This is a genomic window from Aeromonas sp. A600620, from assembly GCF_029479985.1.
Taxonomy (GTDB): domain Bacteria; phylum Pseudomonadota; class Gammaproteobacteria; order Enterobacterales; family Aeromonadaceae; genus Aeromonas; species Aeromonas veronii_A.
Map to the genome: position 1 here is coordinate 151,043 of NZ_JAAKXB010000004.1, position 26,083 is coordinate 177,125.

The 26,083-nt window shown below is 60.9% G+C and carries 25 protein-coding genes; 14 read left to right on the forward strand and 11 right to left on the reverse strand.

The genetic code is table 11. The annotated features are described in order from the left end of the window. Nucleotides 1-4 precede the first annotated feature (4 nt). The gene (locus G5533_RS07495; protein WP_309506852.1) at nucleotides 5-250 is read right to left on the reverse strand and encodes a hypothetical protein; all 246 of its coding nucleotides are present in this window, start codon (nucleotides 248-250) and stop codon (nucleotides 5-7) included. A gap of 116 nt (nucleotides 251-366) precedes the next feature. Here G5533_RS07495 and G5533_RS07500 point away from each other — a divergent pair, with 116 nt between their 5' ends. Further along, nucleotides 367-1,275, forward strand: a complete 909-nt coding sequence (locus G5533_RS07500) for a LysR family transcriptional regulator (protein ID WP_441254665.1) — start codon at nucleotides 367-369, stop codon at nucleotides 1,273-1,275. Nucleotides 1,276-1,365: 90 nt separating this feature from the next. Here G5533_RS07500 and G5533_RS07505 read toward each other — a convergent pair whose 3' ends face one another. From G5533_RS07505 to G5533_RS07515, 3 genes are all read right to left on the reverse strand, one after another. Further along, a complete protein-coding gene (locus G5533_RS07505; RefSeq protein ID WP_441254688.1) occupies nucleotides 1,366-2,046 on the reverse strand; it encodes a cold shock domain-containing protein in 681 nt (226 codons plus the stop codon). 132 nt (nucleotides 2,047-2,178) lie between these two features. Then, nucleotides 2,179-2,745: a cysteine hydrolase family protein gene (locus G5533_RS07510; protein ID WP_263716948.1), complete on the reverse strand. Its 567-nt coding sequence runs from the start codon at nucleotides 2,743-2,745 to the stop codon at nucleotides 2,179-2,181. Nucleotides 2,746-2,794: 49 nt separating this feature from the next. Further along, nucleotides 2,795-3,958, reverse strand: coding sequence for an FAD-dependent oxidoreductase (locus G5533_RS07515; RefSeq protein WP_441254666.1), 1,164 nt, complete (start codon nucleotides 3,956-3,958; stop codon nucleotides 2,795-2,797). A gap of 265 nt (nucleotides 3,959-4,223) precedes the next feature. Here G5533_RS07515 and miaB point away from each other — a divergent pair, with 265 nt between their 5' ends. From miaB to lnt, 5 genes are all read left to right on the forward strand, one after another. After that, nucleotides 4,224-5,657, forward strand: coding sequence for a tRNA (N6-isopentenyl adenosine(37)-C2)-methylthiotransferase MiaB (gene miaB / locus G5533_RS07520; protein WP_005335132.1), 1,434 nt, complete (start codon nucleotides 4,224-4,226; stop codon nucleotides 5,655-5,657). 54 nt (nucleotides 5,658-5,711) lie between these two features. Continuing rightward, the gene (locus G5533_RS07525) at nucleotides 5,712-6,761 is read left to right on the forward strand and encodes a PhoH family protein (protein ID WP_005335135.1); all 1,050 of its coding nucleotides are present in this window, start codon (nucleotides 5,712-5,714) and stop codon (nucleotides 6,759-6,761) included. Further along, nucleotides 6,758-7,222 carry an rRNA maturation RNase YbeY gene (gene ybeY, locus G5533_RS07530; protein ID WP_058058877.1) on the forward strand — a complete coding sequence of 155 codons (465 nt, stop codon included), beginning with the start codon at nucleotides 6,758-6,760 and terminating at the stop codon, nucleotides 7,220-7,222. The genes G5533_RS07525 and ybeY overlap by 4 nt, the downstream gene beginning before the upstream one ends. A gap of 95 nt (nucleotides 7,223-7,317) precedes the next feature. Further along, nucleotides 7,318-8,202 carry a CNNM family magnesium/cobalt transport protein CorC gene (corC, locus tag G5533_RS07535; RefSeq protein WP_203118663.1) on the forward strand — a complete coding sequence of 295 codons (885 nt, stop codon included), beginning with the start codon at nucleotides 7,318-7,320 and terminating at the stop codon, nucleotides 8,200-8,202. Nucleotides 8,203-8,350: 148 nt separating this feature from the next. Beyond that, a complete protein-coding gene (gene lnt / locus G5533_RS07540; protein WP_421255396.1) occupies nucleotides 8,351-9,895 on the forward strand; it encodes an apolipoprotein N-acyltransferase in 1,545 nt (514 codons plus the stop codon). Between the two features lie 65 nt (nucleotides 9,896-9,960). On the opposite strand, the gene nqrE is transcribed toward lnt, so the two are convergent. The 5 genes from nqrE to G5533_RS07565 form a co-directional block, all read right to left on the reverse strand. Next, nucleotides 9,961-10,560: an NADH:ubiquinone reductase (Na(+)-transporting) subunit E gene (nqrE, locus tag G5533_RS07545; protein ID WP_227342072.1), complete on the reverse strand. Its 600-nt coding sequence runs from the start codon at nucleotides 10,558-10,560 to the stop codon at nucleotides 9,961-9,963. Between the two features lie 199 nt (nucleotides 10,561-10,759). Continuing rightward, nucleotides 10,760-11,200, reverse strand: a complete 441-nt coding sequence (locus G5533_RS07550; RefSeq protein ID WP_421255394.1) for a hypothetical protein — start codon at nucleotides 11,198-11,200, stop codon at nucleotides 10,760-10,762. A 211-nt stretch (nucleotides 11,201-11,411) separates the two neighbouring features. Next, the gene (locus G5533_RS07555) at nucleotides 11,412-12,593 is read right to left on the reverse strand and encodes a MerR family transcriptional regulator (RefSeq protein ID WP_421205128.1); all 1,182 of its coding nucleotides are present in this window, start codon (nucleotides 12,591-12,593) and stop codon (nucleotides 11,412-11,414) included. Nucleotides 12,594-12,762: 169 nt separating this feature from the next. Then, nucleotides 12,763-14,493, reverse strand: coding sequence for a single-stranded-DNA-specific exonuclease RecJ (gene recJ / locus G5533_RS07560; protein WP_216978180.1), 1,731 nt, complete (start codon nucleotides 14,491-14,493; stop codon nucleotides 12,763-12,765). Beyond that, the gene (locus tag G5533_RS07565) at nucleotides 14,459-15,106 is read right to left on the reverse strand and encodes a disulfide isomerase DsbC N-terminal domain-containing protein (protein ID WP_441254667.1); all 648 of its coding nucleotides are present in this window, start codon (nucleotides 15,104-15,106) and stop codon (nucleotides 14,459-14,461) included. The genes recJ and G5533_RS07565 overlap by 35 nt, the downstream gene beginning before the upstream one ends. 316 nt (nucleotides 15,107-15,422) lie before the next feature. Between G5533_RS07565 and mscL the strand changes: the two genes are divergently transcribed. Next, on the forward strand, nucleotides 15,423-15,833 hold the full coding sequence (gene mscL / locus G5533_RS07570) for a large-conductance mechanosensitive channel protein MscL (protein WP_042054731.1): 411 nt from the start codon (nucleotides 15,423-15,425) through the stop codon (nucleotides 15,831-15,833). A gap of 72 nt (nucleotides 15,834-15,905) precedes the next feature. Here mscL and xerD read toward each other — a convergent pair whose 3' ends face one another. Further along, complete coding sequence (gene xerD, locus G5533_RS07575) at nucleotides 15,906-16,805, reverse strand: site-specific tyrosine recombinase XerD (protein WP_042061134.1); 900 nt, start codon at nucleotides 16,803-16,805, stop codon at nucleotides 15,906-15,908. Nucleotides 16,806-17,054: 249 nt separating this feature from the next. On the opposite strand from xerD, the gene fldB reads away from it, so the two are divergent. From fldB to G5533_RS07590, 3 genes are all read left to right on the forward strand, one after another. Further along, on the forward strand, nucleotides 17,055-17,573 hold the full coding sequence (fldB, locus tag G5533_RS07580) for a flavodoxin FldB (RefSeq protein ID WP_069554118.1): 519 nt from the start codon (nucleotides 17,055-17,057) through the stop codon (nucleotides 17,571-17,573). 202 nt (nucleotides 17,574-17,775) lie between these two features. Next, nucleotides 17,776-19,176 (forward strand): TldD/PmbA family protein, encoded by a 1,401-nt coding sequence (locus G5533_RS07585; RefSeq protein ID WP_441254668.1) that lies wholly within the window; start codon nucleotides 17,776-17,778, stop codon nucleotides 19,174-19,176. Next, the gene (locus G5533_RS07590) at nucleotides 19,176-20,516 is read left to right on the forward strand and encodes a TldD/PmbA family protein (protein WP_441254669.1); all 1,341 of its coding nucleotides are present in this window, start codon (nucleotides 19,176-19,178) and stop codon (nucleotides 20,514-20,516) included. Before G5533_RS07585 ends, G5533_RS07590 begins: the two co-directional genes overlap by 1 nt. Before the next feature lie 84 nt (nucleotides 20,517-20,600). Here G5533_RS07590 and G5533_RS07595 read toward each other — a convergent pair whose 3' ends face one another. Further along, on the reverse strand, nucleotides 20,601-21,095 hold the full coding sequence (locus tag G5533_RS07595; protein ID WP_421327542.1) for a zinc ribbon-containing protein: 495 nt from the start codon (nucleotides 21,093-21,095) through the stop codon (nucleotides 20,601-20,603). 145 nt (nucleotides 21,096-21,240) lie between these two features. Between G5533_RS07595 and leuS the strand changes: the two genes are divergently transcribed. The 4 genes from leuS to nadD all read left to right on the forward strand — a co-directional run bounded on the left by leuS (nucleotide 21,241) and on the right by nadD (nucleotide 26,079). Next, a complete protein-coding gene (leuS, locus tag G5533_RS07600; RefSeq protein WP_441254670.1) occupies nucleotides 21,241-23,817 on the forward strand; it encodes a leucine--tRNA ligase in 2,577 nt (858 codons plus the stop codon). A 98-nt stretch (nucleotides 23,818-23,915) separates the two neighbouring features. Next, nucleotides 23,916-24,398 (forward strand): LPS-assembly lipoprotein LptE, encoded by a 483-nt coding sequence (locus G5533_RS07605; RefSeq protein ID WP_005335160.1) that lies wholly within the window; start codon nucleotides 23,916-23,918, stop codon nucleotides 24,396-24,398. After that, nucleotides 24,398-25,435, forward strand: coding sequence for a DNA polymerase III subunit delta (gene holA, locus G5533_RS07610; RefSeq protein ID WP_421255390.1), 1,038 nt, complete (start codon nucleotides 24,398-24,400; stop codon nucleotides 25,433-25,435). Before G5533_RS07605 ends, holA begins: the two co-directional genes overlap by 1 nt. Next, nucleotides 25,429-26,079 (forward strand): nicotinate-nucleotide adenylyltransferase, encoded by a 651-nt coding sequence (gene nadD, locus G5533_RS07615; protein WP_216953018.1) that lies wholly within the window; start codon nucleotides 25,429-25,431, stop codon nucleotides 26,077-26,079. The genes holA and nadD overlap by 7 nt, the downstream gene beginning before the upstream one ends. The last annotated feature ends 4 nt before the right edge of the window (nucleotides 26,080-26,083 follow it).

The following is a 26,083-nucleotide window of genomic DNA, read 5'->3' on the forward strand; positions in this document are numbered from 1 at the left end:
GTAATCATGCCGATACTCCCGCCAGCTCAGGCTCAGCCCCCTGCAGCGCATCGGCAAAAGCCTGCTGCTGGGCGGCACGTTCATAACAGGCGAGCGCCTGTTCGGCGCTGCCTGCCCACACCTGCAGCGGGCCGACCACAAACCCCTGTTGCAACAGGCTGGCGAGCAGCTCCCCCGTCTCCGGGGCCGCCAACGGCTGAGCCAGCACCAGCTTGCCCTTGATCAAAAAAAGATAACGTTGAGTGGACATGATATGGCTCCTTGTTCCGGTTCAGAGGAGGACGATTCCCCCCTTGCCGAGCTATTAGAACAAGGCGATTAGATAATTTATAATCAATAAATCGCCACTTTGGATAACCAATTGGAATGAAATTAGACTTGAGGCAACTGCAGGCGTTTGTGACGCTGGCCGACACCGCCAACTACCGGGAAGCGGCCAGCCGCCTCTTTATCACCCAGCCGGCCCTCACCAAGCAGATCCAGGGGCTGGAGCAGACGCTGGGCTGCACCCTGTTCAAACGGGGCCGCCACGGCGCCGAGCTGACGGCGCTCGGCGCCCAGCTGCTCACTCAGGCAAGCGCACTGGTCAAACACGGCAGGGAGTTTGAACGTCACGCGCTGGCGGTGGCGAGTGGCGTGGCCGGTCGGCTCAAGATTGGGTTTGGCCTGTCGAGTTTCGCGCTGGCCCCTGCGCTGGTGGCCCGCTTCAAGCAGCAGGTCACGGACGTGATGGTCCATCTGCAGGATATGCCCTCCGCGATCCAGCAGGAGCAGCTGCTCTCCGGCCAATTGCAGCTGGGCTTTATGCGCAGACCCCAGACGCCGCAGTTGCAGGAGCACAGATTGCTGATCGACCGGCTGGTGCTGGCGGTGCCGACACGAATGACCGAGCCAGACCCGGCCGCATTCGACGTCCAGCAGGCACTGACCCGTCAACCCCTGTTGCAGATGGTGGGCCACCGCTGCCCTGGGCTCAGCCAGCAGATCGCCGGTTTTCTCGGCGCCAATCGGCTGACCGGCATGGTTCAGGAGGCCGAAGATATCCAGACGCTGGTGGCGCTGGTCGCAGCGGGCATCGGCAACGCCATCCTGCCGCGCAGCGTCAGCTTTATCGCGGGCCCGGACGTCACCCTCTATCCCCTCTTTGGCCCCTGTTCCGAGTGGGAGATAAGTCTGGTGTGGAACCCCGCCTTTGCCGACCCGATCCGCGATCGCTTCGTGCAGCTGGTCCTCGATCCCCATCCCGCACCGCACCCAGCCACAATCGATCGCTGACCCAGCCAAAAACTCCCGCAGACGGAACCAGGAGAAGATAGCGCTCAGCAATCGAGATGAATTAATCGGGCCTTTGTGAATCAAAGCATTTCAATTAACACACCACTGATCTTCACAGGGGATGCCATCTCCTTCCCCATCCATCTTGGTACCAGGGCAGTTTTGTAAAAACCAGGTTGCCTCCTCGCAGGAGGTCATCTGGGAGCAATGTTGCCGACCATCACACTGGCGAATAAAGGTCGTTGCCTGTGGCGTGCTGACCTCCTCCTGATTGAAAGAGGAGACCGGCAATGGCGCCATCGACTCGGCCGAGAAACGGGAATAGATGGAAAAGAGGCCGACGAGCACCAGCAGAGGGATCAATTTGCCACTCCAGCTGCTCTTGCGACGTCGATAGGGGTTACTTCTCTCTCTGGTCAAGGTAGGTCGTGGCGGCTGACTTGCCGCCCGAAATGATGGCGCCGCTGATGATGCGGCCGATCTTGCTGCTGATGATTCGGCCGAGGGCACGGCATCCGCCAACGTGAGCGGGCGATCGGGGAAAAAGACCTGTAACGCCCTCGGTTTGCCATCCTGGCCACTGCCGATCAGATAGGTGACACGCTCCCCCGGCTCGGGCACGCGGCCATCTGATTGCAGCGCCGTAACGTGCACAAACAGCCCTGCACTGCGTGCTCCATTGATTGCCTGCTCGGCGCCATTTTGCTCCGGCGTAATAAATCCAAAGCCGCGCGCCTCGTTCCAGCTCGCGATCCGTCCCTGATAACGCATCTGTCCATCCTTGTTGTTGTCCATGTGAGCACCATATTGCCCGACAATCATGTTGCCCAAAAGCGCTGCGGCCCGACAGAGGGCCGCTGAGTCAATCTCAACACGGTGCTCGGGTGCTGCCTGCGTTAAGGATCAAGCCAGCTGGGACACCTTGATGATCTCGGCGATGCGCCCCAGCATCCGCAGCGAGGTGTGATGCTCGGTGGCATCTGCGGCGGCGCAGGCATCCTCCAGTATGGTGATGGCGTAGTCGCGATCGTGACCATCCCGCGCTGCCGCCTGAATGGCCCAGCTAGTGCTCACCCCGCACAGATAGAGGTGGTCGATGTGATTGGCCCGCAGCGCAGGCTCCAGCGCCGTGCCATAAAAGGGGCTCACTCTGGGCTTGGCCAACACCAGATCGCCGGGCTGCACATCCAGATCAGGATGAAAGTCGGTGCCGCTGTCAGCCAAAGAGAGCGCCCCCAACTGGTGAGCGCGACCAAACATGGGGGAGCCCTTAGGCTGCAGCTGATAGCCACCGTCAAAGCCCACCTTGATCAGCACTACCAGCCAGCCGTTGGCGCGGGCATGGGCCAGCGCCTGATTGGCATGCGCAACAGCATCCTGCTCCAGCACATGGGTTGCGGAGGCGGCAATGCGCCCGTCAGGGTGGGCGATGTCGTTGATAAAATCGATCACCAGCAGTGCCTTGTTCATCACCTTTGCTCCTTCGCGCATTCTGCCCGTGTTATCTGGTTCCTACCTGTCAAACCAGCCCCAGTGCATAGCGCAACGCCATCTCCTTGAGCGGGCCCGCCTTGTCCGCCAGATTGAGGGCCAGATTGCGGGCCAGCTTGAGGGGGCCAATCTCGTTGCTGAATACCCCGTAGAAGAGATCCATTCCCGACTGCATCAGCTGGTTGTCGGGGCGACGGCGTCGCTCGTAACGCTCGGCCAACGCCAGCTGATGCCAGTCGGCGCCAGCACCTTGCAGCAAGTCGACCCAGCAGGCCACATCCTTGAAGCCGAGGTTAACCCCCTGCCCCGCCAGCGGGTTGATGGTGTGGGCAGCATCGCCAAGCAGCACCACCCGACCGGCGTGATAGTCGTTGGCGTGGCGGCGCACCAGCGGGAAGCTCCCCTTGCCGGTGACGGTGAACCCGCCGAGCCGACTCGGGAAGTGGCGGCGCACTTCGGCGGCAAGCCCTTCGTTGCTCATGGCCGCCAGCGCCCGGATCCGGGCCGGGCTGTCATACCACACCAGAGAGCCGTGCTGGCCTGGTAGTGGCAGGAAGGCGCGCGGACCGCTCGGGGTGAACTGCTGCCAGGTGATATCTTCCTGCGCAAAGTCGGTGTCGATATTGATCAGCATGCAGTGCTGGCGGTACTCGAAGCGCGATACACCGATACCCGCCAGCTTGCGGGTGTGGGATTCGGCACCATCGCAGGCCAGCACCCAGCGGGCCGCCAGCTCGGTGCCGTCATCCAGAGTCAGCACAACTTCATCTGCACTCTGGCGCAGGCTGGTCACCGCCGCCGGGGTGTGGGTCTGGATGGTGGGAAAATCCTCCATCCGTTTGAGCAGGGCGAGCTGCACCAACCGGTTTTCGATGATGTAGCCGAGCTGGGGCAGACCGAGATCGGCGGCATTGAAGCGGGTGGCAAAACCGTCCAGCTCCCAGGTCTCCAGCCGGCGGTAGGGGCAGAGCCGCATCTGCTGCAGATGGTGCCAGGCACCGGCCTGCTCCAGCAGCGCCACCGAGGCCTGACTGATGGCAGAGACCCGCAGATCCAGCGGCTGCTCCGGCGCGTAAGGCTCCGGCAGCTGGGTCTCGATGACCCGCACCGAGAGGCCCTGAGCCGCCAGCAGACAGGCGGTGGCGGCACCCACCATGCCGGCGCCGACGATGGCGATATCACACTGTTCCATACATTTATTCCTGAAAGGGTGCGTCCGGCGACAGCGCCCGGACGTGAACCGGATGGCTGCATGATAGCGCAAGGGCGGCTGATAAACAGTGAGACAAACGGGGAATTGCTGCGTCAAATCAAGGAGAAAGCTTATTGAGCTTGCTGGCAACAGGTATCGGGTGAGCACCATTGCCAGCTGGATATTAGCTAGGCAGTATCCAGATTGCGGAGTAAAATGCGCGGTCCTTTGACCATGCCGATTTCAAAACAAGTCAAGAGAAGCAATGAGCAAGAAACTTCACATTAAAACCTGGGGTTGCCAGATGAACGAGTATGACTCGTCCAAAATGGCCGACCTGTTGGATGCCAGCAATGGCTACACCCTTACCGAAGAGCCCGAAGAGGCAGATGTCTTGCTGCTGAATACCTGCTCCATCCGCGAAAAGGCGCAGGAGAAGGTGTTCCACCAGCTGGGACGCTGGAAAAAGCTCAAAGCCAACAAACCCGGTCTGGTGATCGGCGTGGGTGGCTGCGTTGCCTCTCAGGAGGGCGATGCCATCCGCCAGCGCGCTCCCTATGTGGATATCGTGTTCGGCCCGCAGACCCTGCATCGCCTGCCCGCCATGATCAAGGAAGTGCAAGAGGGCCGTGGCGCCCAGGTTGATATCGCCTTCCCCGAGATCGAAAAATTCGACAGCCTGCCCGAACCGCGCGCCGAAGGGGCCACCGCGTTCGTCTCCATCATGGAAGGCTGCTCCAAATACTGTACTTACTGCGTGGTACCCTACACCCGCGGTGAAGAGGTGAGCCGACCGCTGGACGACGTGCTCTACGAAATCGCCCAGCTCGCCCAGCAGGGCGTGCGCGAAGTGAACCTGCTCGGCCAGAACGTCAACGCCTACCGCGGTCCGACCTTTGATGGCGGCATCTGCACCTTCGCCGAGCTGCTGCGTCTGGTGGCCGCCATCGACGGTATCGATCGCATTCGCTACACCACCAGCCACCCGATCGAGTTCACCGACGACATCATCGAAGTCTACAAAGATACCCCGGAAGTGGTCAGCTTCCTGCACCTGCCGGTGCAGAGCGGCTCCGACCGCATCCTGACCATGATGAAGCGCCCGCACACCATCCTGGAGTACAAATCCAAGATCCGTCGCCTGCGTGCCGCCCGTCCCGACATCACCATCAGCTCCGACTTCATCGTTGGCTTCCCGAACGAGACGGACGAAGACTTTGAAGCGACCATGAAGCTTATCGAGGATGTGGGTTTCGACATGAGCTTCAGCTTCATCTTCAGCCCGCGCCCGGGCACCCCGGCCGCCGACATGCCTGACGATGTCGATATGGAAGTGAAGAAAGCCCGTCTGGCCCGCCTGCAGCACGTCATCAACAACCAGGCGATGCAGATTGGCCGTGCCATGCTGGGCACCACCCAGCGCATCCTGGTGGAAGGGCCCTCCAAGCTCGACCCGATGCAGCTGTGTGGTCGCACCGAGAACAACCGGGTGGTCAACTTCGAAGGCCAGCACACCCTGATCGGCGGCTTTGCCGACGTTGAGATCACCGAGGTGCGTCCCAACTCCCTGCGCGGCAAGTTCATCCGCGGCGAGAGCGAGATGAACCTGCGGATCGCCACGGCACCGAGCGAAATCCTGGCACGTCGCCCGGATAACGTACCGGACGAGCTGGGCGTGGCCGCCTTCACACCCCATTAATCCCCTCCTCCCCATTCGCCCGGCGGATGGGGAGCGCCTTGAGACGAGGATATTTTGAGCCGACACATCTCGACCCTGAATCTGCATCTGGAGCCCGCCGACAACCAGCGCCTTGCCAGCCTGTGCGGCCCCTTCGATGACAACATCAAGCAGCTGGAGCGCCGCCTCGGCGTCGAGATCAGCTACCGTGACAGCCACTTCCAGCTGGTGGGCAAACCGGCCCAGCTGGATGCCGCCGCCGTCATCCTCAAGCACCTCTATGTGGAAACCCAGCCCCTCAAGGGTGGCAAGGTGACCGATATCACTCCCGACATGGTCCATCTGGCCATTCAGGAGTCGCGGGTGCTGGAGCAGGATGACGAACCGGCGCCGAGCATCCCCTATGGCAAGGAGGTGACGGTCAAGACCAAGCGCGGTCTCATCAAGCCACGCAGCCCCAATCAGGCCCAGTACATTGCCAATATCGTGCGCCACGATATCTGCTTCGGTATAGGCCCGGCCGGTACCGGCAAGACCTATCTGGCGGTCGCGGCGGCGGTGGATGCGCTGGAGCGTCAGGAGATCCGCCGCATTCTGCTGACCCGTCCGGCGGTGGAAGCGGGCGAGAAGCTGGGCTTCCTGCCTGGCGATCTCTCCCAGAAGGTGGATCCTTACCTGCGCCCGCTCTACGACGCCCTGTTCGAGATGCTGGGTTTTGAGCGGGTCGAGAAGCTGATGGAGCGCAACATCATCGAAGTGGCGCCGCTCGCCTATATGCGCGGAAGAACCCTCAATGACGCCTTTATCATTCTCGATGAGGCCCAGAACACAACCACCGAGCAGATGAAGATGTTCCTCACCCGGATCGGCTTCAACTCCAAGGCGGTGGTCACCGGCGACATCACCCAGGTAGACCTGCCGCGCAACGCCAAATCCGGCCTGCGCCACGCGCTGGAAGTGCTGCAAGGGGTCGATGGTCTGTCATTCAACTTCTTCGAGTCCAAAGACGTGGTGCGCCACCCGGTGGTGGCCCGCATCGTGCAGGCCTATGAGGCGTTCGACGCCAAACAGGCCGCCGAGAAGGTGGCCGGCCAAACAAACGCCAGCAAAGAGAGCGAGCAATGAGCGTAACCCTGGATCTGCAGCTGGCCAGCGCCAGCACTGACGGCCTGCCCACCGAAGCCCAGCTGCAAGGCTGGCTCGATGGCACCATTCTCGGCTTCCAGCAGGAGGCAGAAGTGACGGTGCGCATCGTCGACGAGGCGGAGAGCAACGAGCTCAACCTTACATATCGCGGAAAGGACAAGCCCACCAACGTGCTCTCCTTCCCGTTCGAGGCGCCACCCGGTCTGGAGCTGCCGCTGCTCGGCGATCTGGTGATCTGCCGTCAGGTGGTAGAGCGCGAGGCCGAGGAGCAGGGCAAGCCCCTCATGGCCCACTGGGCCCACATGGTTGTGCACGGCAGTCTGCATCTGCTAGGTTATGACCATATCGAGGATGAGGAAGCCGAAGAGATGGAGCAGCTGGAACGCGACATAATGCAAGAGCTAGGTTTTGCCGATCCTTATCTGAACGACGAAGAGTAAAGAACCGGATGGTCATCGTCTTGAAACAGCAGATGGCCATCCTTATATAACCCGAACTATTTCAAGTGTGTTCATACGAGTAACCAAGAGAGAAAATGACCGACGATCACCCTAGTACCGGCTCGCCGAAGAAAACCTGGCTCGACAAACTCAGCCAACTCTTCCAGGGCGAGCCAAAAGACCGCAATGATTTGGTAGACGTGATAGCCGATGCCGAAGAGCGCGACCTCATCGATCAGGACACCAAGGATATGATCGAGGGGGTGCTGGAGATCGCCGATCTTCGCGTGCGCGATATCATGATCCCCCGCTCCCAGATGGTGACCATCGAGAAGTCCCAGCCGGTGGATGCAATCCTGCCGGTGATCATCGAGTCCGGCCACTCCCGCTTCCCGGTGATCAACGAGGACAAGGATCATGTGGAGGGCATTCTGCTCGCCAAGGATCTGCTCCCCTTCGGGTTTGGCGGCCATCACGCCAGCGAGCCGCTGCAGCTCGAGAAAATCTTGCGCCCCACGGTGATCGTGCCTGAAAGCAAACGGGTTGACCGTCTGCTCAAGGAGTTCCGCGAAGAGCGCTACCACATGGCCATCGTGGTCGACGAATTTGGTGGCGTCTCCGGTCTGGTGACCATTGAAGACATTCTCGAGCTTATCGTCGGCGAGATAGATGACGAATTCGATGACATCGAGGATGAGCCGGACGAGATCCGCCGCATCAGCAAACGGGTCTTCTCGGTTAGTGCCCTTACCGAGATCGAGGATTTCAACGACTTCTTCGGCACCCAGTTCAGCGATGAAGAGGTGGATACTGTGGGTGGTCTGGTGATGCACGCCTTCAGTCATCTGCCCAAGAAGGGCGAGGAGATCGAGCTGGACGGCTACCTGTTCAAGGTGATGCATGCCGACCGGCGTCGTCTGCAGCAGTTGCAGGTGAAGATCCCCGAGCACCACGCGGCGGCGCAATCCGAGCCGCAATAAGCAGATCCGCTCAATGTGTGAAACAACGCCCCGACCTCGGGGCGTTGTGCTCTCTGCCACCGGCATCGAGGCTCGCCGTTGCCCCGCTTACAGGTTAAGATACCGGCCATTCGACCCCAGTTGCACACCAAGACGAGCACCATCGCCCGTGAGAATATCCCCTGTTACTTCCAAAATTCTGTTAAGCCTTAGCGCGCTGGCCTCTGGCGCCATCGCCGTGCTGGCCTTCTCCCCCTTCGGCTACTGGCCGCTGGTGATCCCCTCCCTGCTTGGCCTCTACGCCCTGCTGGACAAAGCCACGCCGAAACAGGCCGCCTGGCGCGGTTTTGGCTACGCCATGGGACTCTTTTTGCCGGGGCTATGGTGGATCCATGTCAGCATGACCGAGTTTGGCGGCATCCCGCTGCCGATGGCCTTCGTCCTGCTGGCCGGGCTCTCCGCCTATCTGGCCCTCTACCCGACGCTCGCCTGCTGGGTCTTTGCCCGCTTCTTTGGCGGCCGTCACTGGAGCCGCTGGCTGCTCGCCTTCCCGGCCCTCTGGTTGGTGGCTGACTGGCTGCGCGGCTGGGTGATGACCGGCTTCCCCTGGCTCTGGTTTGGCTACAGCCAGATCGACGGCCCCCTCAAGGGCTTTGCCCCCATTCTCGGGGTGCAAGGCATCACCCTTGCTCTGCTGTTCTCCGCTTCCGCTATCTGGCTGGTGTGGAAATCCCGCTCCCCGCTCTGGCTGGCGGTGCCTGCCCTGCTGGTTGCCGGTGCTCACGGCCTGATGCAACTCAACTGGGTGGCCCGTGGCGAACCGGTCAAGGTGGCACTGGTGCAGGGCAATATCGCCCAATCCCTCAAATGGGATCCGGAGGCGCTGGCCCCCACGGTGCGCACCTATCAGGACTTGAGCCGCGAGAATCAGGATGCTGACATTATCATCTGGCCGGAGTCGGCGATCCCGGCCATCGAGAAGGCGATGGGCCCCTATCTGGAGAATCTGGACAAGGCGATGAAGGTGAACGATACCGGCCTGCTGGCGGGGATCATTCACTACGACGAGCAGCAACAGCGCTTCTACAATACCGTGCTCGGCATGGGGGTGCAGGATGCGGATGGCAAGGAGTCCTACTTCTACAACCACTCCAACCGCTACAACAAGTACCACCTGCTGCCCATCGGCGAGTTCGTGCCGTTTGAAGATCTGCTGCGCCCCATCGCCCCCTTCTTCAACCTGCCGATGTCCTCCTTCAGCCGGGGTGACGAGGTGCAGCCCAACCTGATCGCCAAGGGGCTCAAGTTTGCCGCCGCCATCTGCTACGAGATCATCTTCCCGGAGGAAGTGCGCCGCAACGTCAATGCCGATACCGACTTCCTGCTGACCGTCTCCAACGATGCCTGGTTCGGCACCAGCATCGGCCCCTGGCAACATATGGAGATCGCCCGGATGCGCGCGCTGGAGCTGGCTCGTCCGCTGCTGCGCGACACCAACACCGGTATCACTATCGTTACCGAGATCGATGGCAGCATCATCGGCCAGATCCCGCAGTTTGAAGCGGGCGTGCTGCGCAGCGAAGTGCGTCCCGCCCACGGCGAGACCCCCTACATGCGCTTTGGCAGCTGGCCCCTCTACGGTCTGACCGTGCTGCTGCTGGGTCTGGCGCTGGCGCTGCGTCCCAAGGCTCATCCCTGGGCCCGCGAGCTGTAATGGCCATCCGCAATCCCTGATAAACAACGAGGCGCCCGCAGGCGCCTCGTTTTTTTCATCTTCAATCAAAGCGATATGCCTGAGAAGGACATAAAACCGAGGGACATCAGCCCCGCCACGATAAAGGTGATGCCGATGCCCCGCAGCCCCTCGGGGACATCGGCGTACTTCAGTTTCTGGCGCAAACCGGCCATGGCGACAATGGCCAGCAGCCAGCCAAGCCCTGAACCTGCGCTGTAGACCAGTGACTCAATGAAATCGTAATCCCGCTGCGCCATAAACATCACCCCGCCGAAGATGGCGCAGTGCACCGTCAACAACGGCAGATAGATACCGAGCGCCTGATAGAGCGCCGGAACGTACTTGTCGAGCACCATCTCCATCACCTGCACCAGCGCCGCCAACACCCCGATGTAGATGATGTAATCGAGAAATCCCAGATCGAATTCACCGAAAAAGGTACTGCCTGCCCGCAAGATATGGCGGTAAATCAAGTTGTTGAGGGGAATGGCGATCACCATCACCACCAGGATCGTCATGCCAAGGCCAAAGGCGGTGTTGATGTTCTTCGAGACGGCCAGAAAGGTACACATCCCCAGAAAGAAGGCCAGGGCGAGGTTTTCGACAAAGATCGAGTGAATAAACAGGTTGAGGTAGTAGTCCATAGGTGTGCTCACCAGGTGTTTGCGCAAAGAGAAAGTCTGCCTCTGGCCGATGGCCAGCAGCATGGACGACACAACAGAAAGCGCGGACGCAACTCCGGACGATAGAGCGCAGGCTGCAGGTGTCTGCCTGCCCCGTCAGTCAATCGGTAGCGTTAAAAGCCGTGTGAAAATGTGGATGAGCGTCCGCCAGCCGGGTGAGCTAGTCGCCTTGACAGAAACGATATTGCAGATGGTGGCCGCAGAGTTGCCGTTTATGCAGATAGCCAACGTGGCCACAAGCTTGTCTGACATAGATCAGCGGCACAAAGAACAGCAGGCCACAGAGCAGGCCGAGGATGTCGTGCTGGAACCAGGCCAGCAGCATCTGATAGAGATGGCCGTCCCGCGCTTTCGCCAACCGCCGCCCCTGCTCGACCCCGTGGCGCCACTGGTTGCCCGGCAGCAAGCCGACCGTGTCGACGAGACGCTGGTTGAGCGGGTCTTGCAGTGCCATCCCCGCCATCGCCCCGGCAGATGGCCCCTGCGAAACGGCGCTCAGCCCAGCTGCGGCAAAAGCAGCGAGCCACAGAATGCAGGCGATGGCAAAGGCCATTGCACCGTGCTGTATGCGGCTTGGGGTGAAGCGACTGGCAAGAGGCAAGGTTCGAGCTCCTTCAGGGATGACAGGAATGCGGGGATAAATATATCACAAGCAATCGCTTTATTGGATTTTGATATTCAATTAATCATTCAAATCAGCACTAAACACTCAATTATCACTGAACTGAGCATTTAAAAACCCAAACAAATGGGGGAGCATCTGCTCCCCCGTCCGGTCCCTGGCTCACCCTCAATGGCAATAGCCATCCTCTTCACATCGCCTGCAGGCAGCAGATCACATAGCCGTAACTACCCAGATATTGGCGGTGGATGGCCACTTCCCGGCTCAAGTCCTGCCAGGCGGCACTCTCCCCCAGCTCGTCTCGATAGCGCACCAGATTGACCTCGATAGGGGCCAGATAGTTGTTCCAGGCGCTCATCGGCAAGGGGGTGTGTGACAGGCAGCGGTAGCCTGCCGCTTGTACCGTCTCAAGCAGGCCCGCCAGCGTCTGCATGGCGGGATAATCCTGCTGCCAGAATGCCAACGCCGCCTCTGGCGGGTTATCGGTCAGCCAGACCACATCACTGAGCACGATGCAAGCCTGTGGGCTCGCGAGCAGTGGACGCCACGCCTTCAGTGCATTGGCAACCCCCATCACGTAAGCGCTCCCCTCTGCCCAGATGAGGTCGGCCGGGACCAGATCGTCCGGCAGTGCCGCCATGTTGGCGCAGAGGGTGGAGACATGCTCAAAGCCCGCAGCACGGGCGGAGTGCGCCACGGCGGCCAGCGCCTCCTCTTCCAGATCGATGGCCACAATGGCGGCATCAGTCACCTGAGCCAGCGCCATGGTCGAGGCACCGCGCCCGCAGCCCATGTCGAGGATACGGCGCGGCCGGATGGGCAAGGCGGCAAACTGCTGCTGAGTGAAGGCGCGATCCCCCGGCCCCCAGTAACTCATGCCATCCAGCAGCTGGATAAAGTCCTTGATGTAACGCTCATGTTCATTCATGTCTTTGCTCAACCATTGCAAGTGGTAGCGATCTTTCTCGCTAAAACCCTGTTTCATCACCCAAGCGAAGTAGGCCTCCGGTGCCTCGCGCTGCAGTTGCAGCTGCCAGGCCTTGAATTCCTCACCGGAGCGCGGGCGCAGCCCTGCCAGATCCGCCAACAGATCCCGGGCGCGCTGCATCCGCGCCAGCTCCTCATCCAGCTCCCTGACCCGGGCCAGCAATGCCGCCTGATCTATCTCGCCAGCCAGACAGGCGAGGCACTGCTTGAGGCTGAGGCCACCTGCCTGCAGGGCCTGAACCATCTGCAGTCGCTGCAGATCCCCCTCGTCATAGTGGCGATAGCCGTTGGCGGCCCGGGTACCGGTAATCACCCCCAGCTTCTCGTAATAGAGCAGGGTGGAGCGGGCGAGGCCGCAGCGGCGGGCCAGTTCGGATATTTTCATGGCAATCACTCACGGTGCGGGCCCTCAGGTGACCCGATAGAGACGAGCTTAAACTGTAAAGCTATAGACAGGTCAACGCCCTTTTCCAGAGATCTGCCAACAAAAACGGCCACCCGAGGGTGGCCGTTTTTGTTGGCGCTATCTGCGATAAAGCAGCGATGCTCCCAGCTCAGAGACCGGCTGCCTCCAGATGCTCCACCAGCAGCTGCACGCTGCGGTTGCCGCGCCACTCGTTGACATCGAGCCGGTAGACAAGCCGCACCCGCTTCACCGAGGCATCGGGCCAGCGCTTGAGATCGACGCCGAAGGCGATGGCATCCACCGCGTGACCAGAATCGGTTGTCAGCATCATCTTGAGGTGCTTCTCCCCCACCAGCCGCTGCTGCACCAGCACGAATTCGCCGTCAAACAGCGGCTCGGGGAAGGCCTGACCCCAGGGGCCGGAGGCGCGAATCAGCTCTGCCAGCTCGAGAGTGAGCTCGTCCGGCAGCAGCTCGCCATCGGTGAGCAGCACCCCGGTCAAGAGCTCCGGTGTCACCAGCTCGCTGATGACTGCCTCAAAGGCCCGACCGAACGCCTCGATGTTGGCCTTGGGCAGGGTCAGCCCCGCCGCCATGGCGTGGCCGCCAAACTTGCCCATCAGCCCCGGATGGCGGGTATCGAGCAGTTCCAGTGCATCGCGCAGGTGCACGCCGGGGATGGATCGGCCGGAGCCCTTGAGCTCGGTCTCGCTGCTCTCGGCAAAGGCAATGACCGGGCGGTAGTACTTCTCCTTCACCTTGGAGGCCACCAGCCCCACCACCCCCTGATGCCACTCGTTGCGGTGCAGCACTATGCCCGACGGCACCTCGCCATCGCGAAAACGGATCTGCTCCAGAGTGGCGAGGGCCTCCTGTTGCATCCCCTGCTCGATCTCCTTGCGCTCCTGATTGAGGCTGTCCATCTCGGCCGCAAGCTGGCGCGCCAAATTGAGATCATCGCAGAGCAGACAGGCAACCCCGAGGGACATATCATCGAGACGGCCCACCGCGTTGAGGCGCGGCCCCAGCGCAAAGCCGAGGTCGGCGGCGGTGAGGCGGCGACCATCGCGGCCCGACACATCCACCAGCGCCTGAATGCCGGGGCGACAGCGCCCGGCCCGGATCCGCTGCAAGCCCTGATGGACCAGAATACGGTTGTTGCCATCGAGCGCCACCACATCGGCGACCGTGCCTAGGGCCACCAGATCGAGGTAATCCGCCACATTGGGGGCGCGCAACCCTTGCCGTTCGTACCAGCCGAGCTGACGCAGATGGGTGTTGAGGGCCGCCATCAGATAGAAGGCCACCCCCACCCCGGCCAGCGACTTGGAGGGGAAATCGCAACCATGCTGGTTCGGGTTGACGATGGCATCGGCGTCAGGCAGCTCCTGACCCGGTAAATGGTGATCGGTAACCAGTACCTGCATGCCCGCCGCCTTGGCTGCCGCCACCCCGGCGATGCTGGAGATGCCGTTATCCACCGTGATAAGAAACTCGGCGCCACGGGCCACCGCCAGCTCGACAATTTCGGGGGTAAGGCCGTAGCCAAACTCGAAGCGGTTGGGCACCAGAAAATCGATGTGGCGACCGCCCATGGCGCGCAGGGCCAGCACACACAGGGCCGAACTGGTGGCACCATCGCAGTCGAAGTCGCCGACAATCAGGATCCGTTTCTGGGCAGTCAGAGCCTCCGCCAGCAGCGGCACCGCCTGCTCCATGCCATAGAGGCGCTGGGGCGGCAACAGCTGGCTGGCGCTGCGCTCCAGCAGGGCGGGATCCTCTACGCCACGGCTGGCGAAGATTTGGCGGAGCAGGGGATGCAGGGTGGCAGGCAGATGGGAATCATCAACTCGCGGACGACGACGGATTTGCAGGGACATCAATATGATCCAGTATCTTGAGCAGCTGTTCGGGGCTCTGATACCCGCGCACCAGATCCCCGTCGGAGGAGACCCAGGCCGGCAGTACCTTGACCCCCAACCATTGGCTCAGGCCAATATTTTGGATAAGGGTCTCACTACATGCCGTTTGAGGCAAATAGGCTTTGAAGGGATCATTCTGTAGCAGGGGATCCTGGCACCAGTGGGAAGCCTGTCCTGCATGTTCAATCACGGGGTAGAGCTCGACACTGACCCCGGACGCCTGCAGATGTTGCAGCGTGCCGGGCAGCTGGCGACGAGCGGCATCCTGCTCACCGAAAAAGAGCGCAACCCGATGACGCTCATTACTGGCCTGGAGCACGACCGGTGTATGGGTCACCTGGGACAAGCCCAGTCGACGCTGCTCGCGCATGCCCGAGATGGTGAGGTTCTTCATGTTATGAGTCATATCCAGCATGACCCCCTGCACCACATAGTTCCCCTTGGCATCGCTGTAGAGCACCCCTTGTGAAGTGCCCAGCATATAGAGCCCGGGAATGGGGGTCTGTTCCACCAGATAAACAGAGACCCCTAACCGGGCGGTAATGGTCTGTTTCAAGGTTTGGGTATCCATCCCCGCTCTGGCAGCAAATGTGCACAAAAGCATCATTCCCAGTAGTAAATACTTCACTTGTTTACTCACGCGGTATGAATGAATCGACCCAGCAAACTACAGCAGCACAGCTCATCATTCAACCAGCTACTTATCAAAAAATTAATATCACTTTGTACCAAAAAAATGGTTCCCCCCGATTGCCAAGGACTCATAACGCCCGCAAGCTAGTCAGGACGACAGGAATAACGCAGCTTAGCCTCTGTTTTTCCTGACAAGAGTTCGCCCTTTGGCCAGGGTAGTCAACGCGCTATCTTGTTTAATTTCGGAGGAAATAATGAGTCTGATTCAAGAGTTCAAAGCCTTTGCCGCCCGCGGCAACGTCATCGACATGGCCGTCGGTATCATCATCGGTGCCGCCTTCGGCAAAATTGTCTCCTCTTTTGTCGGTGACGTGATCATGCCGCCCATCGGCCTGATCCTGGGCGGCGTGGACTTCAGCGACCTGGCGGTCACCCTGAAGGCTGCAGAAGGGACAACACCCGCCGTGGTCATCGCCTATGGCAAGTTCATCCAGACCATCATCGACTTTCTGATCATATCTTTCGCCATCTTCATGGGACTGAAGGCCATCAACACCCTCAAGAAAAAGCAGGAAGAGGAAGCCGCCGCCCCGGCAGGCCCGACCAAGGATCAGGAGCTGCTGACCGAGATCCGTGATCTGCTGAAATCCCAGCAAGGGAAATAAGCGCCATCTCCTGTCGTGTAGAGATAAAAAAACCGCCTGCTGGCGGTTTTTTGTTTTTGGGAGGCCAGCCACTCAAGCTCTGGGGTGGTGCTCCCCGTGCAGCGCCTTGAGTCGCTCGTTGGCCACATGGGTGTAGATCTGGGTGGTGGAGAGATCCGCGTGACCCAGTAGCATCTGCACAACCCGCAGGTCGGCGCCGTGGTTGAGCAGATGGGTGGCAAAGGCGTGGCGCAAGGTATGGGGGGATAGCTCGCCGTTAATCCCGGCCCGCTGCGCGTAAAGCTTGATGCGGTGCCAGAAGGTCTGGCGGGTCATCATACGGGCCTGCTTGGAGGGAAACACCACATCTGAGCTGGTGCCCCCCAGCAGCAGGGTGCGGGCCTCGCGGTAGTAACGCTCCAGCCAGTGCATCGCCTCCTCGCCCATCGGCACCAGCCGCTCCTTATTGCCCTTGCCGACCACCCGCACCAAACCCTGACGCAAACTGACATGCTCGGCAGTGAGCCCCACCAGCTCGGAAACCCGCAAGCCGGTAGCGTAGAGCAGTTCCAGCATTGCCTTGTCCCGCAACTCCAGCGGGTCATCCACCAGCGGCGCACTCAGCAACGCATCCACCTCCGTTTCGCTTAAATCGGAGGGGAGTTTTTTCGGCAGCTTGGGCCCCTCCAGCAGCACGGTCGGATCATCGCTGCGCAGCTTCTCACGGTTGAGATACTGATAGAAACGGCGCAAGGCCGAGAGAAAACGGGCGGTGCTGCTGGCCGCAAACTGGTGATCGACCCGCCAGGCGAGGTAGTGCTGGATCTCGTCCATCCCCGCCAGCAGCAGCGAGCTCCCCTGCTCGTCGAGCCAGAGGGAGAACTTCTCCAGATCGCTGCGATAGGAGCTGACCGTGTTGTCAGACAATCCCCGCTCCAGCCAGAGAGCATCGAGAAAGGGTTCAATCAGGGGATGGGGGTCGGGCTTGCTCATGGTGCGCTGCAATCAGGGGAAAGATGGCCCATTGTAACGCGCCAACTCCTTGGAAAGACAAGGCACTTTCATTGGAAAGATAAGGCACGTTTGCCACCCCCCTTGCCGGGCGGTGAAGGTCGAATGGCAATCTGCTAGACTGGCGCCCTCCCCTTACGTTACCCATCGTGTTGCCAACATGGCGCAACCCACACGAGCATGAGAGAACGCGCCAAAGCAAGCGAGAAAGCGCCAACAGAGAGAAGAGCGATGAAGATTGGTCTGTTTTACGGTTCCACCACCTGCTACACCGAGATGGCTGCCGAGAAGATCCGCGCCCTCATCGGCCCCGAGCTGGTGGATATTCACAATATCAAGGATGTCTCCCTACGCCTGATGGAGGATTACGAGATCCTGATCCTCGGCATCTCCACCTGGGATTTTGGCGAACTGCAGGAGGACTGGGAGTCCCGCTGGGAAGATATCACTGATCTCCATCTGGAGGGACGCATCGTCGCCCTGTTTGGCCTCGGCGATCAGCTCGGTTATGGCGAATGGTTCCAGGACGCCCTCGGCATGCTGCACGATCAGCTGGTGCCAAAAGGGGTCAAGCTGGTGGGCTACTGGCCCAACGAAGGGTACGAATTCGATGCCTCCAAGGCACTGATCGACGATGGCCGTCACTTCGTCGGGCTGGCCCTCGATGATGCCAACCAATATGACCAGACCGATCCGCGCATCGAGCAGTGGGTCGAACAGATCCTGAGCGAAATCCACGCCCTGCTCTGATCTTTCCTACGTTTTGGCAAAACGACCCTGAGCGCCTGGCCCTGGCCGCCGGGCGCAGTTATCGCACCGATTTTCTCAATCGGTATCATCGCATGACGCTATAGCGACTTTTTTGTGCTGGTCTGCAACAATGGACTCGACATCCCATAACAATCAGAACCGGATGTCGGAAGCAAACGGACAGACCAGAAAAGGATATTCTATGACTCCATTCTCCCTGTTGGCCCCCACCATTGCCCGTGACGTGCTCGATCACGCGCTGGCGCTGGGTGCCGATTTTGCCGAGCTGTTTGTCGAGCGAAAGCGCCGCAGCCAGCTCAGCCTGCTCTCCAGCCAGATAGAGAACATCAGCGGCGGCCTCGATTTCGGTATCGGCGTGCGCCTCTGTTACGGCCACAAGGTGCTCTACGGCTACACCAATCTGGCCAGCCGCGACGAACTGCTGCGCATCGTCACCCTGCTGGCGGCCAAAGACCGCCGCGACCCGGTGGTGACCGCCACCGCCTTCGATTTCACCCGCCTGAGCGATCGCAACCCGGTGGCCCTGCCGCTGTCGGCAGACAAGCTGCTGGAGCAGAAGATCGCCTATCTGCACGCCATGGATGCGGTGGCCCGTGCCGAGAGCAGCAAGGTGAGCCAGTTCTCCGGCAACGTGCTGGGCTGGGAGCAGGAGGTGGAGATCTTCAACAGCGAAGGAGTGCAAGTGGCCGATCGCCGCCACTACAACCGCATCATGGCCCAGACCATCGCCATGGAAGGGAGCGAGCAGAGCGTCGGTTACGAGGCCCCCGGCGCCCTGATGGGCTGGGAGCATGCCGATCGCATCGATCCGCGCGAGCTGGCCCTCACCGCCACCCGTCAGGCACTGGTGAAACTGGGCGCGGCTCCCTGCCCGAGCGGCACCCTGCCGGTCATCATGGAGAACGGCTTTGGCGGCGTCATCTTCCACGAGGCGTGCGGCCACCTGCTGGAGACCACCTCGGTAGCCAAGAAGGCCTCTGTATTCCATGACAAGATGGGCCAGCTCATCGCCAATCCGGCAGTCAGCGCTGTGGATGAAGGCTTGCAGAGCAACGCCTGGGGCTCCATCAACGTCGATGACGAGGGGATGGCGACCCAGCACACCCAGCTCATCAAGGACGGCGTACTGACCGGTTTTCTGGTGGACAGAATGGGCGCCCTCAAGACGGGCTACGCCCGCACCGGCTCGGGTCGGCGCGAATCCTACAAGTACGCCCCCACCTCGCGCATGCGCAACACCTATATCGAACCGGGCAACCACAGCCTCGACGATATGCTGGCTACCGTCGAACATGGCATCTACGCCAAGAAGATGGGGGGCGGCTCGGTACAACCCGGCACCGGCGAGTTCAACTTCAATGTGCAGGAGGCCTACCTCATCGAGCACGGCAAGATCACCAGACCGCTCAAGTCGGCCACCCTGATCGGTACCGGCCCGCAGGTGCTGAAAGAGATCTCCATGGTAGGCCGCAATCTGGCACTGGCCGCCGGCATGTGCGGCTCGGTCTCGGGCTCGGTCCCCACCTCGGTGGGCCAGCCGGCCCTCAAAGTGGACAATATTCTGGTGGGAGGGAATGCCTGATGAGCCAACTCGACATGAACCAACTGCTCACCCGCCTGCTCGACAAGGTGGCCGACCTCGGCGCCGAGGCGGACATCATCGCTAATCAGGAGAAGGCCTTCTCCCTCAAGGCAGACAAGGGCGAGCTGGGTGAATACAAGGTCACCAGCAGCCAGCAGCTCGGTATTCGCCTGATCAAAGAGGGCCGAGTCGGCATCGCCTACTCGGAATCCCTCGATGAGCTGGCGCTTGATGCCATGCTGCAAGATGCGCTCGATGCCAGCCGCTTTGCCAAGGTGGATGCGGATCAGCGCATCTCGGTGGCCAATAGCCGGATCACCACAGATTGCGCCGAGATCAACCAGCCCGATACCACGCCGGTTGAGGAGAAGATCGCCCTGGCCCTGCGCCTCGAATCTGACATGCTGGCCATGCCCGATGTGAGCGGCGCCCCCTACAACAGCTTCTTCGAAGGTGAGAGCCAGCTCTGGCTCGCCAACAGTCAGGGTACCCTCTGCCAGCACGGCGAGTTCAGCGTCGGCTGCTACACCTCGGCGCTGGTGGAACGGGATGGCCGCCAATCGATGCACTCGCAGGGGCAGTATGGCCGTCGCTTCGACGAGCTGGATAGCCAGGCCCTGATCGAGCAGATCTACGCCATCGCCGATGGACTACTGCCCGGTGAAGCGGTACCGAGCGGTCGCTACAGCGTCATCTTTAGCACCAACTGCTTCGCCAGCCTGTTTGGCTGCTTTCAGGGCGTGCTATCAGGCAAGTGGGCCCAGCAGGGGATCAACCCCTGGCGCAGCAAGGTCGGCCAGAGCGTGGCGTCACGCTGGCTTACTCTGGAGAGCAAGGTCTATATGCCGGGCGGCATGAACATCAAGGCGTTTGATGGCGAGGGGGCGGCCAGCTCGGATCTGCTGCTGATTGGCGAAGGGGAGCTGAAAACCCTGCTCCACAACAGCGCCACCGCCCGCCACTTTGGCGTCGCCAGCAACGGCTCGGCCGCACGCGGTGCCCGCAGCGCCCTCGATGTGACCGCTCGCCATCTGGTGTTTGGCGCGGGCCCCCACTGCGAAGCGGAAGTGCAGAGCGGCGACTATCTGGAGCTGGTCAAGCTTGATGGCCTGCATTCGGGTGCCGATGCGGTGAGCGGCGACTTCTCCTTTGGCGCGTCAGGGTTCCTCTGCCGCGATGGAGTTCGCCTGCAGCCGGTGCGCGGCATCACGGTAGCGGGCAACTTCTACCGCCTGCTGGGCGAGCTGGAATCGGTCGGGGATACCCTGCACCACAACGACGGCAAGGGCTTCTACGCCCCGCAGATCCGTTTTGGCGGTCTCTCAGTCGCGGGCAAGTAAACGCCCCAACGAAACCTGCAAGTAAGAAAAAGGCGCCTGATGGCGCCTTTTTGCTCGTTATCTCGTCCGCATTGATGGCATGACTCAGGGCGAGAGCGGCTCGCGGTAATACTCGGCGCAGCCGCATTCGGGGCAGGTATCGAGCTGTTGTGGGTGTAGCACGGTATGGCGCCAGCCGCACTGGTCGCACACCATGACCCCCAGCCCCACCCAGTCACCCGCTTCGTAAACCCCCTTGTGCTCCAGTTCGTCGGCCAGCTCGCGCCACTCCACCTGGGCGCGGTCGGTCACATCCGCCAGCCAGGACCACGCGGTGTCTTTGAGGGCCAACATAAAGGCAGACTCTTCCACCTGCGCACTATCATCATGGCGCCCCTCGTCATAGTTGCCCAGATCCCGCTTCACGTACTCGGCGATGAGCGCCAGTTCGTCCTGAGTCAGGTCGCTGGCCGCCTCCAGATAGGCCTGCACCTTGGCAATCATCCGGTTGAGGCGCTCCCCCTGGAACTCTTCAGTCTCTTGCCACTGTTTTTGCAGCTCGGCAATGAAGGCTTCGTACCCTTTTTGACGTTTGTCCATGGCTCTAACTCCTCTACTAAACCCTGATCTGGCCCGGCTTAAGGCCCAAGGGACGCTGGCGGTTGTTGCCGCCGCAGGATATGGGTATTCTATTGCGATTTCCCAGCTGATTTATCTATTCATTTCACAGATCCGGATGTCACCAATGCAAGAGCAATACGTTCCCCAATCAATCGAACCAGCAGTGCAAAAGCACTGGGATGCCAAGAAAACCTTCAAGGCCGTGGAGAAGGTAGACAAGGAGAAGTTCTACTGCCTGTCCATGTTCCCCTATCCGTCTGGTCGACTACACATGGGGCACGTTCGTAACTACACCATAGGTGATGTGATCTCCCGTTATCAACGCCTCAATGGCAAGAACGTGCTGCAACCCATAGGTTGGGATGCATTCGGTCTGCCGGCCGAGAACGCCGCGATCAAAAACAATACCGCACCGGCGCCCTGGACCTACGAAAACATCGAATACATGAAGAACCAGCTGAAGATGCTGGGTCTGGGTTATGACTGGGATCGTGAAGTCGCCACCTGCAAACCGGATTACTACCGCTGGGAGCAGTGGTTCTTCACCAAGCTCTACGAGAAGGGTCTGGTCTACAAAAAGACCTCCTCCGTAAACTGGTGCCCGAACGACATGACCGTACTGGCCAACGAGCAGGTGGTCGACAACTGCTGCTGGCGCTGTGACACCCCGGTGGAGCAGAAAGAGATCCCCCAGTGGTTCATCAAGATCACCGACTACGCCGAAGAGCTGCTCAGCGACATCGACAATCTGGAAGGTTGGCCGGAGATGGTCAAGACCATGCAGCGCAACTGGATTGGCCGCTCCGAAGGGGTCAACATCAGCTTTGCCATCGAGGGTCAGGCTGAGCAGCTGGAGGTCTACACCACCCGTCCGGACACCTTCATGGGCGTCACCTATGTCGGTATCGCTGCCGGTCACCCGCTGGCGCTGCAAGCAGCCCAGAACAACCCGGAGCTGGCCGCCTTCATCGAAGAGTGCAAGAACACCAAGGTAGCCGAAGCTGAACTGGCCACCATGGAGAAGAAGGGCATGGCCACAGGCCTCTATGCCATTCACCCGCTGGATGGCCGCAAGGTACCGGTCTGGGTCGCCAACTTCGTGCTCATGAACTACGGCACCGGCGCCGTGATGGCAGTTCCGGCCCACGATCAGCGTGACTTCGAATTCGCCACCAAATATGGCCTCGACATCAAGGCGGTGATCAAGCCGGTTGATGGCGACGTCGACGTGAGCGACGCCGCTTATACCGAGAAAGGCGTGCTGTTCAACTCCGGCGAGTTTGACGGTCTCGACTTCCAGGGCGCCTTCGATGCCATTGCCAGCAAGCTGGAAGGGCTCGGCAAGGGCAAGCGCACCGTCAACTACCGTCTGCGTGACTGGGGTGTCTCCCGTCAGCGTTACTGGGGCGCCCCCATCCCGATGCTGACCCTGGCTGACGGTACCGTAGTGCCGACGCCGGAAGACCAGCTGCCGGTGCTGCTGCCGGAAGATGTGGTGATGGATGGTATCCAGAGCCCGATCAAAGCCGATGCCGAGTGGGCCAAGACCACTTACAACGGTCAGGAAGCGTTCCGCGAGACCGATACCTTCGACACCTTTATGGAGTCCTCCTGGTACTACGCGCGCTACTGCTCCCCAGACTACGACAAGGGCATGCTGGATCCGGCTGCTGCCAACCACTGGCTGCCGGTGGATCAGTACATCGGCGGTATCGAGCACGCCTGTATGCACCTGCTCTACGCCCGCTTCTTCCACAAGCTGCTGCGTGACGCCGGTCTGGTCAACAGCGACGAGCCGTTCAAGCGCCTGCTCTGCCAGGGCATGGTGCTGGCCGACGCCTTCTACTACAAAGACGAGAAAGGCGGCAACGTCTGGGTCAGCCCGACCGACGTCAAGGTAGAGCGTGACGAGAAGGGTCGCATCACCAAGGCCATCGACAACGAAGGTCGTGAGGTAATGCACTCCGGCATGACCAAGATGTCCAAGTCCAAGAACAACGGCATCGACCCGCAGCTGATGGTCGAGCGTTACGGCGCCGATACCGTCCGTCTGTTCATGATGTTCGCCTCCCCGGCAGAGATGACGCTGGAGTGGTCCGACTCCGGCGTAGAGGGTGCCCAGCGCTTCCTGCGTCGCCTGTGGCGCGTCACCTTCGAGCACGTCTCCGGTGGCGCCGTTGCCGCTCTGGATGTGGCTGCTCTCACCAACGAGCAGAAAGCGGTACGCCGTGAACTGCACAAGACCATCGCCAAGGTGAGCGATGACGTGGGTCGCCGTCAGACCTTCAACACCGCCATCGCCGCCATTATGGAGCTGATGAACAATCTCTCCAAGCTGGGTAGCGACGAGCAGGACCGCGCCCTGATGCAGGAAGCGCTGGAAGCCGTGGTGGTCATGCTCTACCCCATCACCCCGCACATCGGCTTCGAGCTGTGGAAGATGCTGGGCAAGGGCGACGACATCGATCACGCAGCCTGGCCGGTGGCCGATGAAGCGGCCATGGTCGAGACCGAGAAGCTGGTGGTGGTGCAGATCAACGGCAAGATGCGCGGCAAACTGACCGTGCCGGCCGAGATCAGCCAGGCCGATGTCGAGAAGCTGGCGATGGCCGATGCCTCCGTGCAGAAGTTCACCGACGGCCTGACCGTGCGCAAGGTGATCTATGTACCGGGCAAGCTGCTCAACATCGTTGCTAACTGATCGGTTGCCAACTGATCATTGCCAATCTGTGACAGCAAACGGATGATAACGGCGGGCCCTGCGCCCGCCGCTTTCCCTTAATGCAAAGAGGATTTTCTATGGGCACCATCTTCACCCGCTGGATGGCCATCGTGCTGGCTGGTCTGCTGCTGCAAGGCTGCGGCTTTCACATGCGCGGCAACGGCATTCCGAGCGAGCTGATGACCATGAAGGTCGTGGGCGACAACAAGAGCGACTTCTACCGGATGGTTACCACCCGTCTGAAGGCCTCTGGCGTGACCCTGGCCGACAAGGAGGGCATTCCGGTGCTCACTCTGGGCGGCGTAGGCAGCACCAGTCAGGTCGCCTCGGTCAACGCGCTGGGGACGGACACCGAATATGTGCTGGGCTTTGGTACCCAGTTCACCATCTCGGTACCGGGCAAGCCGACCCAGGTCTTCCCCATCAACTTCAACCGCAGCTTCCTCAACAAGCCGGATGCAGCGCTCGCCTCCTCCCGTGAGCAGGAGCAGCTCAACCGCGAAATGCAGGAGCAGGCGGCCAATCAGGTGATCCGGCAGTTGAGTCAGGTCAGCTTCTGATGCGGATTTACCCGGAACAATTTGGTGACCACCTCAAAGCAGGGCTTCGGCCCTGCTATCTCGTTTTTGGCGACGAGCCCCTGCTGCGACTGGAGGCCATCGACGCCATCCGTCAGATCGCCCGCAAGCAGGGTTTCGATGAGCGCCACACCTTCGTGGTGGAACAGGGGCTGGACTGGAATCAGGTCTACGATGCCTGTCAGGCCATGAGCCTCTTCTCCGCCCGTCAGATCATCGAACTGGAGCTGCCCGCCAAGGTGGACAAGGATCTGGCCGCCCGTATCAGCGAAATTGGCAAGCAGCTTCATCCCGACCTGCTGCTGGTGCTGAGCGGCGGTCGCCTCAACCAGACCCAGATGAAAGCAGCCTGGTTCGACAAGCTCTACCAGATTGGCACCTATGTGCCGGTCAACCATCCGGAGCCCAAGTTCTTCCCGCGCTGGATGAGCGCCCGTTTTGCGCGTTTCGGCCTCAAGGCGCTGCCCGATGCCATCAACTTCATGTGCCACTCCTACGAGGGCAACCTGCTGGCCGCCAGCCAGGAGATCGAGAAGCTGACCCTGCTCTCGCCGCCCCAGCCCATCAGCGTCACCTATCTGCAAGAGACCATTATCCGCCACGCCCACTTCACCCCGTTCCAGCTGGTCGATACCCTGCTGGAGGGCAAGGTGAACCGGGCCCAGCGCATTCTGGCCGCCCTGCGGGCCGAAGGCACCGAGCCGGGGATGTTGGCCTGGACCCTCTGCCGCGAGCTGGAGCAGCTGACCGAGCTGTCGCTGGTGATGCGCAACGGCCAGCCGCTGGGGGAGCACTTCAGCCGCCTGCGCATCTGGCAGAGCCGCCAGCAGCTCATTCAGCAAGCGCTGACTCGTCTCCCCTTCGCCAAGTTGCAACAACTATGGCAGCTGATGGCGCAACTGGATGGCGCCCAGCGCCGCTTTGATACCGAACAGGCGTGGCTGATGCTGCAGACCATTGCCCTCGGCTTTCGTGATGGCACCCCGCTGCCGCTGGTGATGGAGAGCAGCCCGTGCTGAAGGCGCCTGTCGGTTTGCTTGGCGGCACCTTCGACCCCATCCATATCGGTCATCTTCGCCCGGCGATCGAGGCGCGCGATGCTCTCGGGCTGGCCGAAATGCGGCTGATCCCGAACCATATCCCGCCCCACCGCGCCAATCCGTTCTGCTCCAGCGAACAGCGTCTCGCCATGGTCAAACTGGCGGCGGCAGAGAACCACCACTTTGTGGTGGATGAGCGGGAGCTGAGACGGGACAAGCCCTCTTACACCATCGATACCCTGATCGAGCTGCGTCATGAACTGCCCGATACGCCGCTCTGTTTTCTGATGGGGATGGATTCCCTGCTGAGCCTGCCAAGCTGGCACCGCTGGCAGGAGCTGCTCGACTATGCCCATCTGGTGGTGAGCGTGCGGCCGGGCTGGCAACCGGATTATCCGGCCGGGGTGGCACAGCTGCTGGCGCGCCATCACACCGCGGATGCCAACGCGCTGCATCAGCGTCTGGCCGGTCATATCTGGCTGGCGGACAACCAGCCCATCGAACTGTCAGCCACCCGACTGCGAGCCTTGCTGGATGCGGGACAAGACACCCGCTACCTCTTGCCCGAGTCGGTTGCGCACTATATTGATCAACAGGGGCTCTACCGCGCCAACCGCCGCTAGCCCC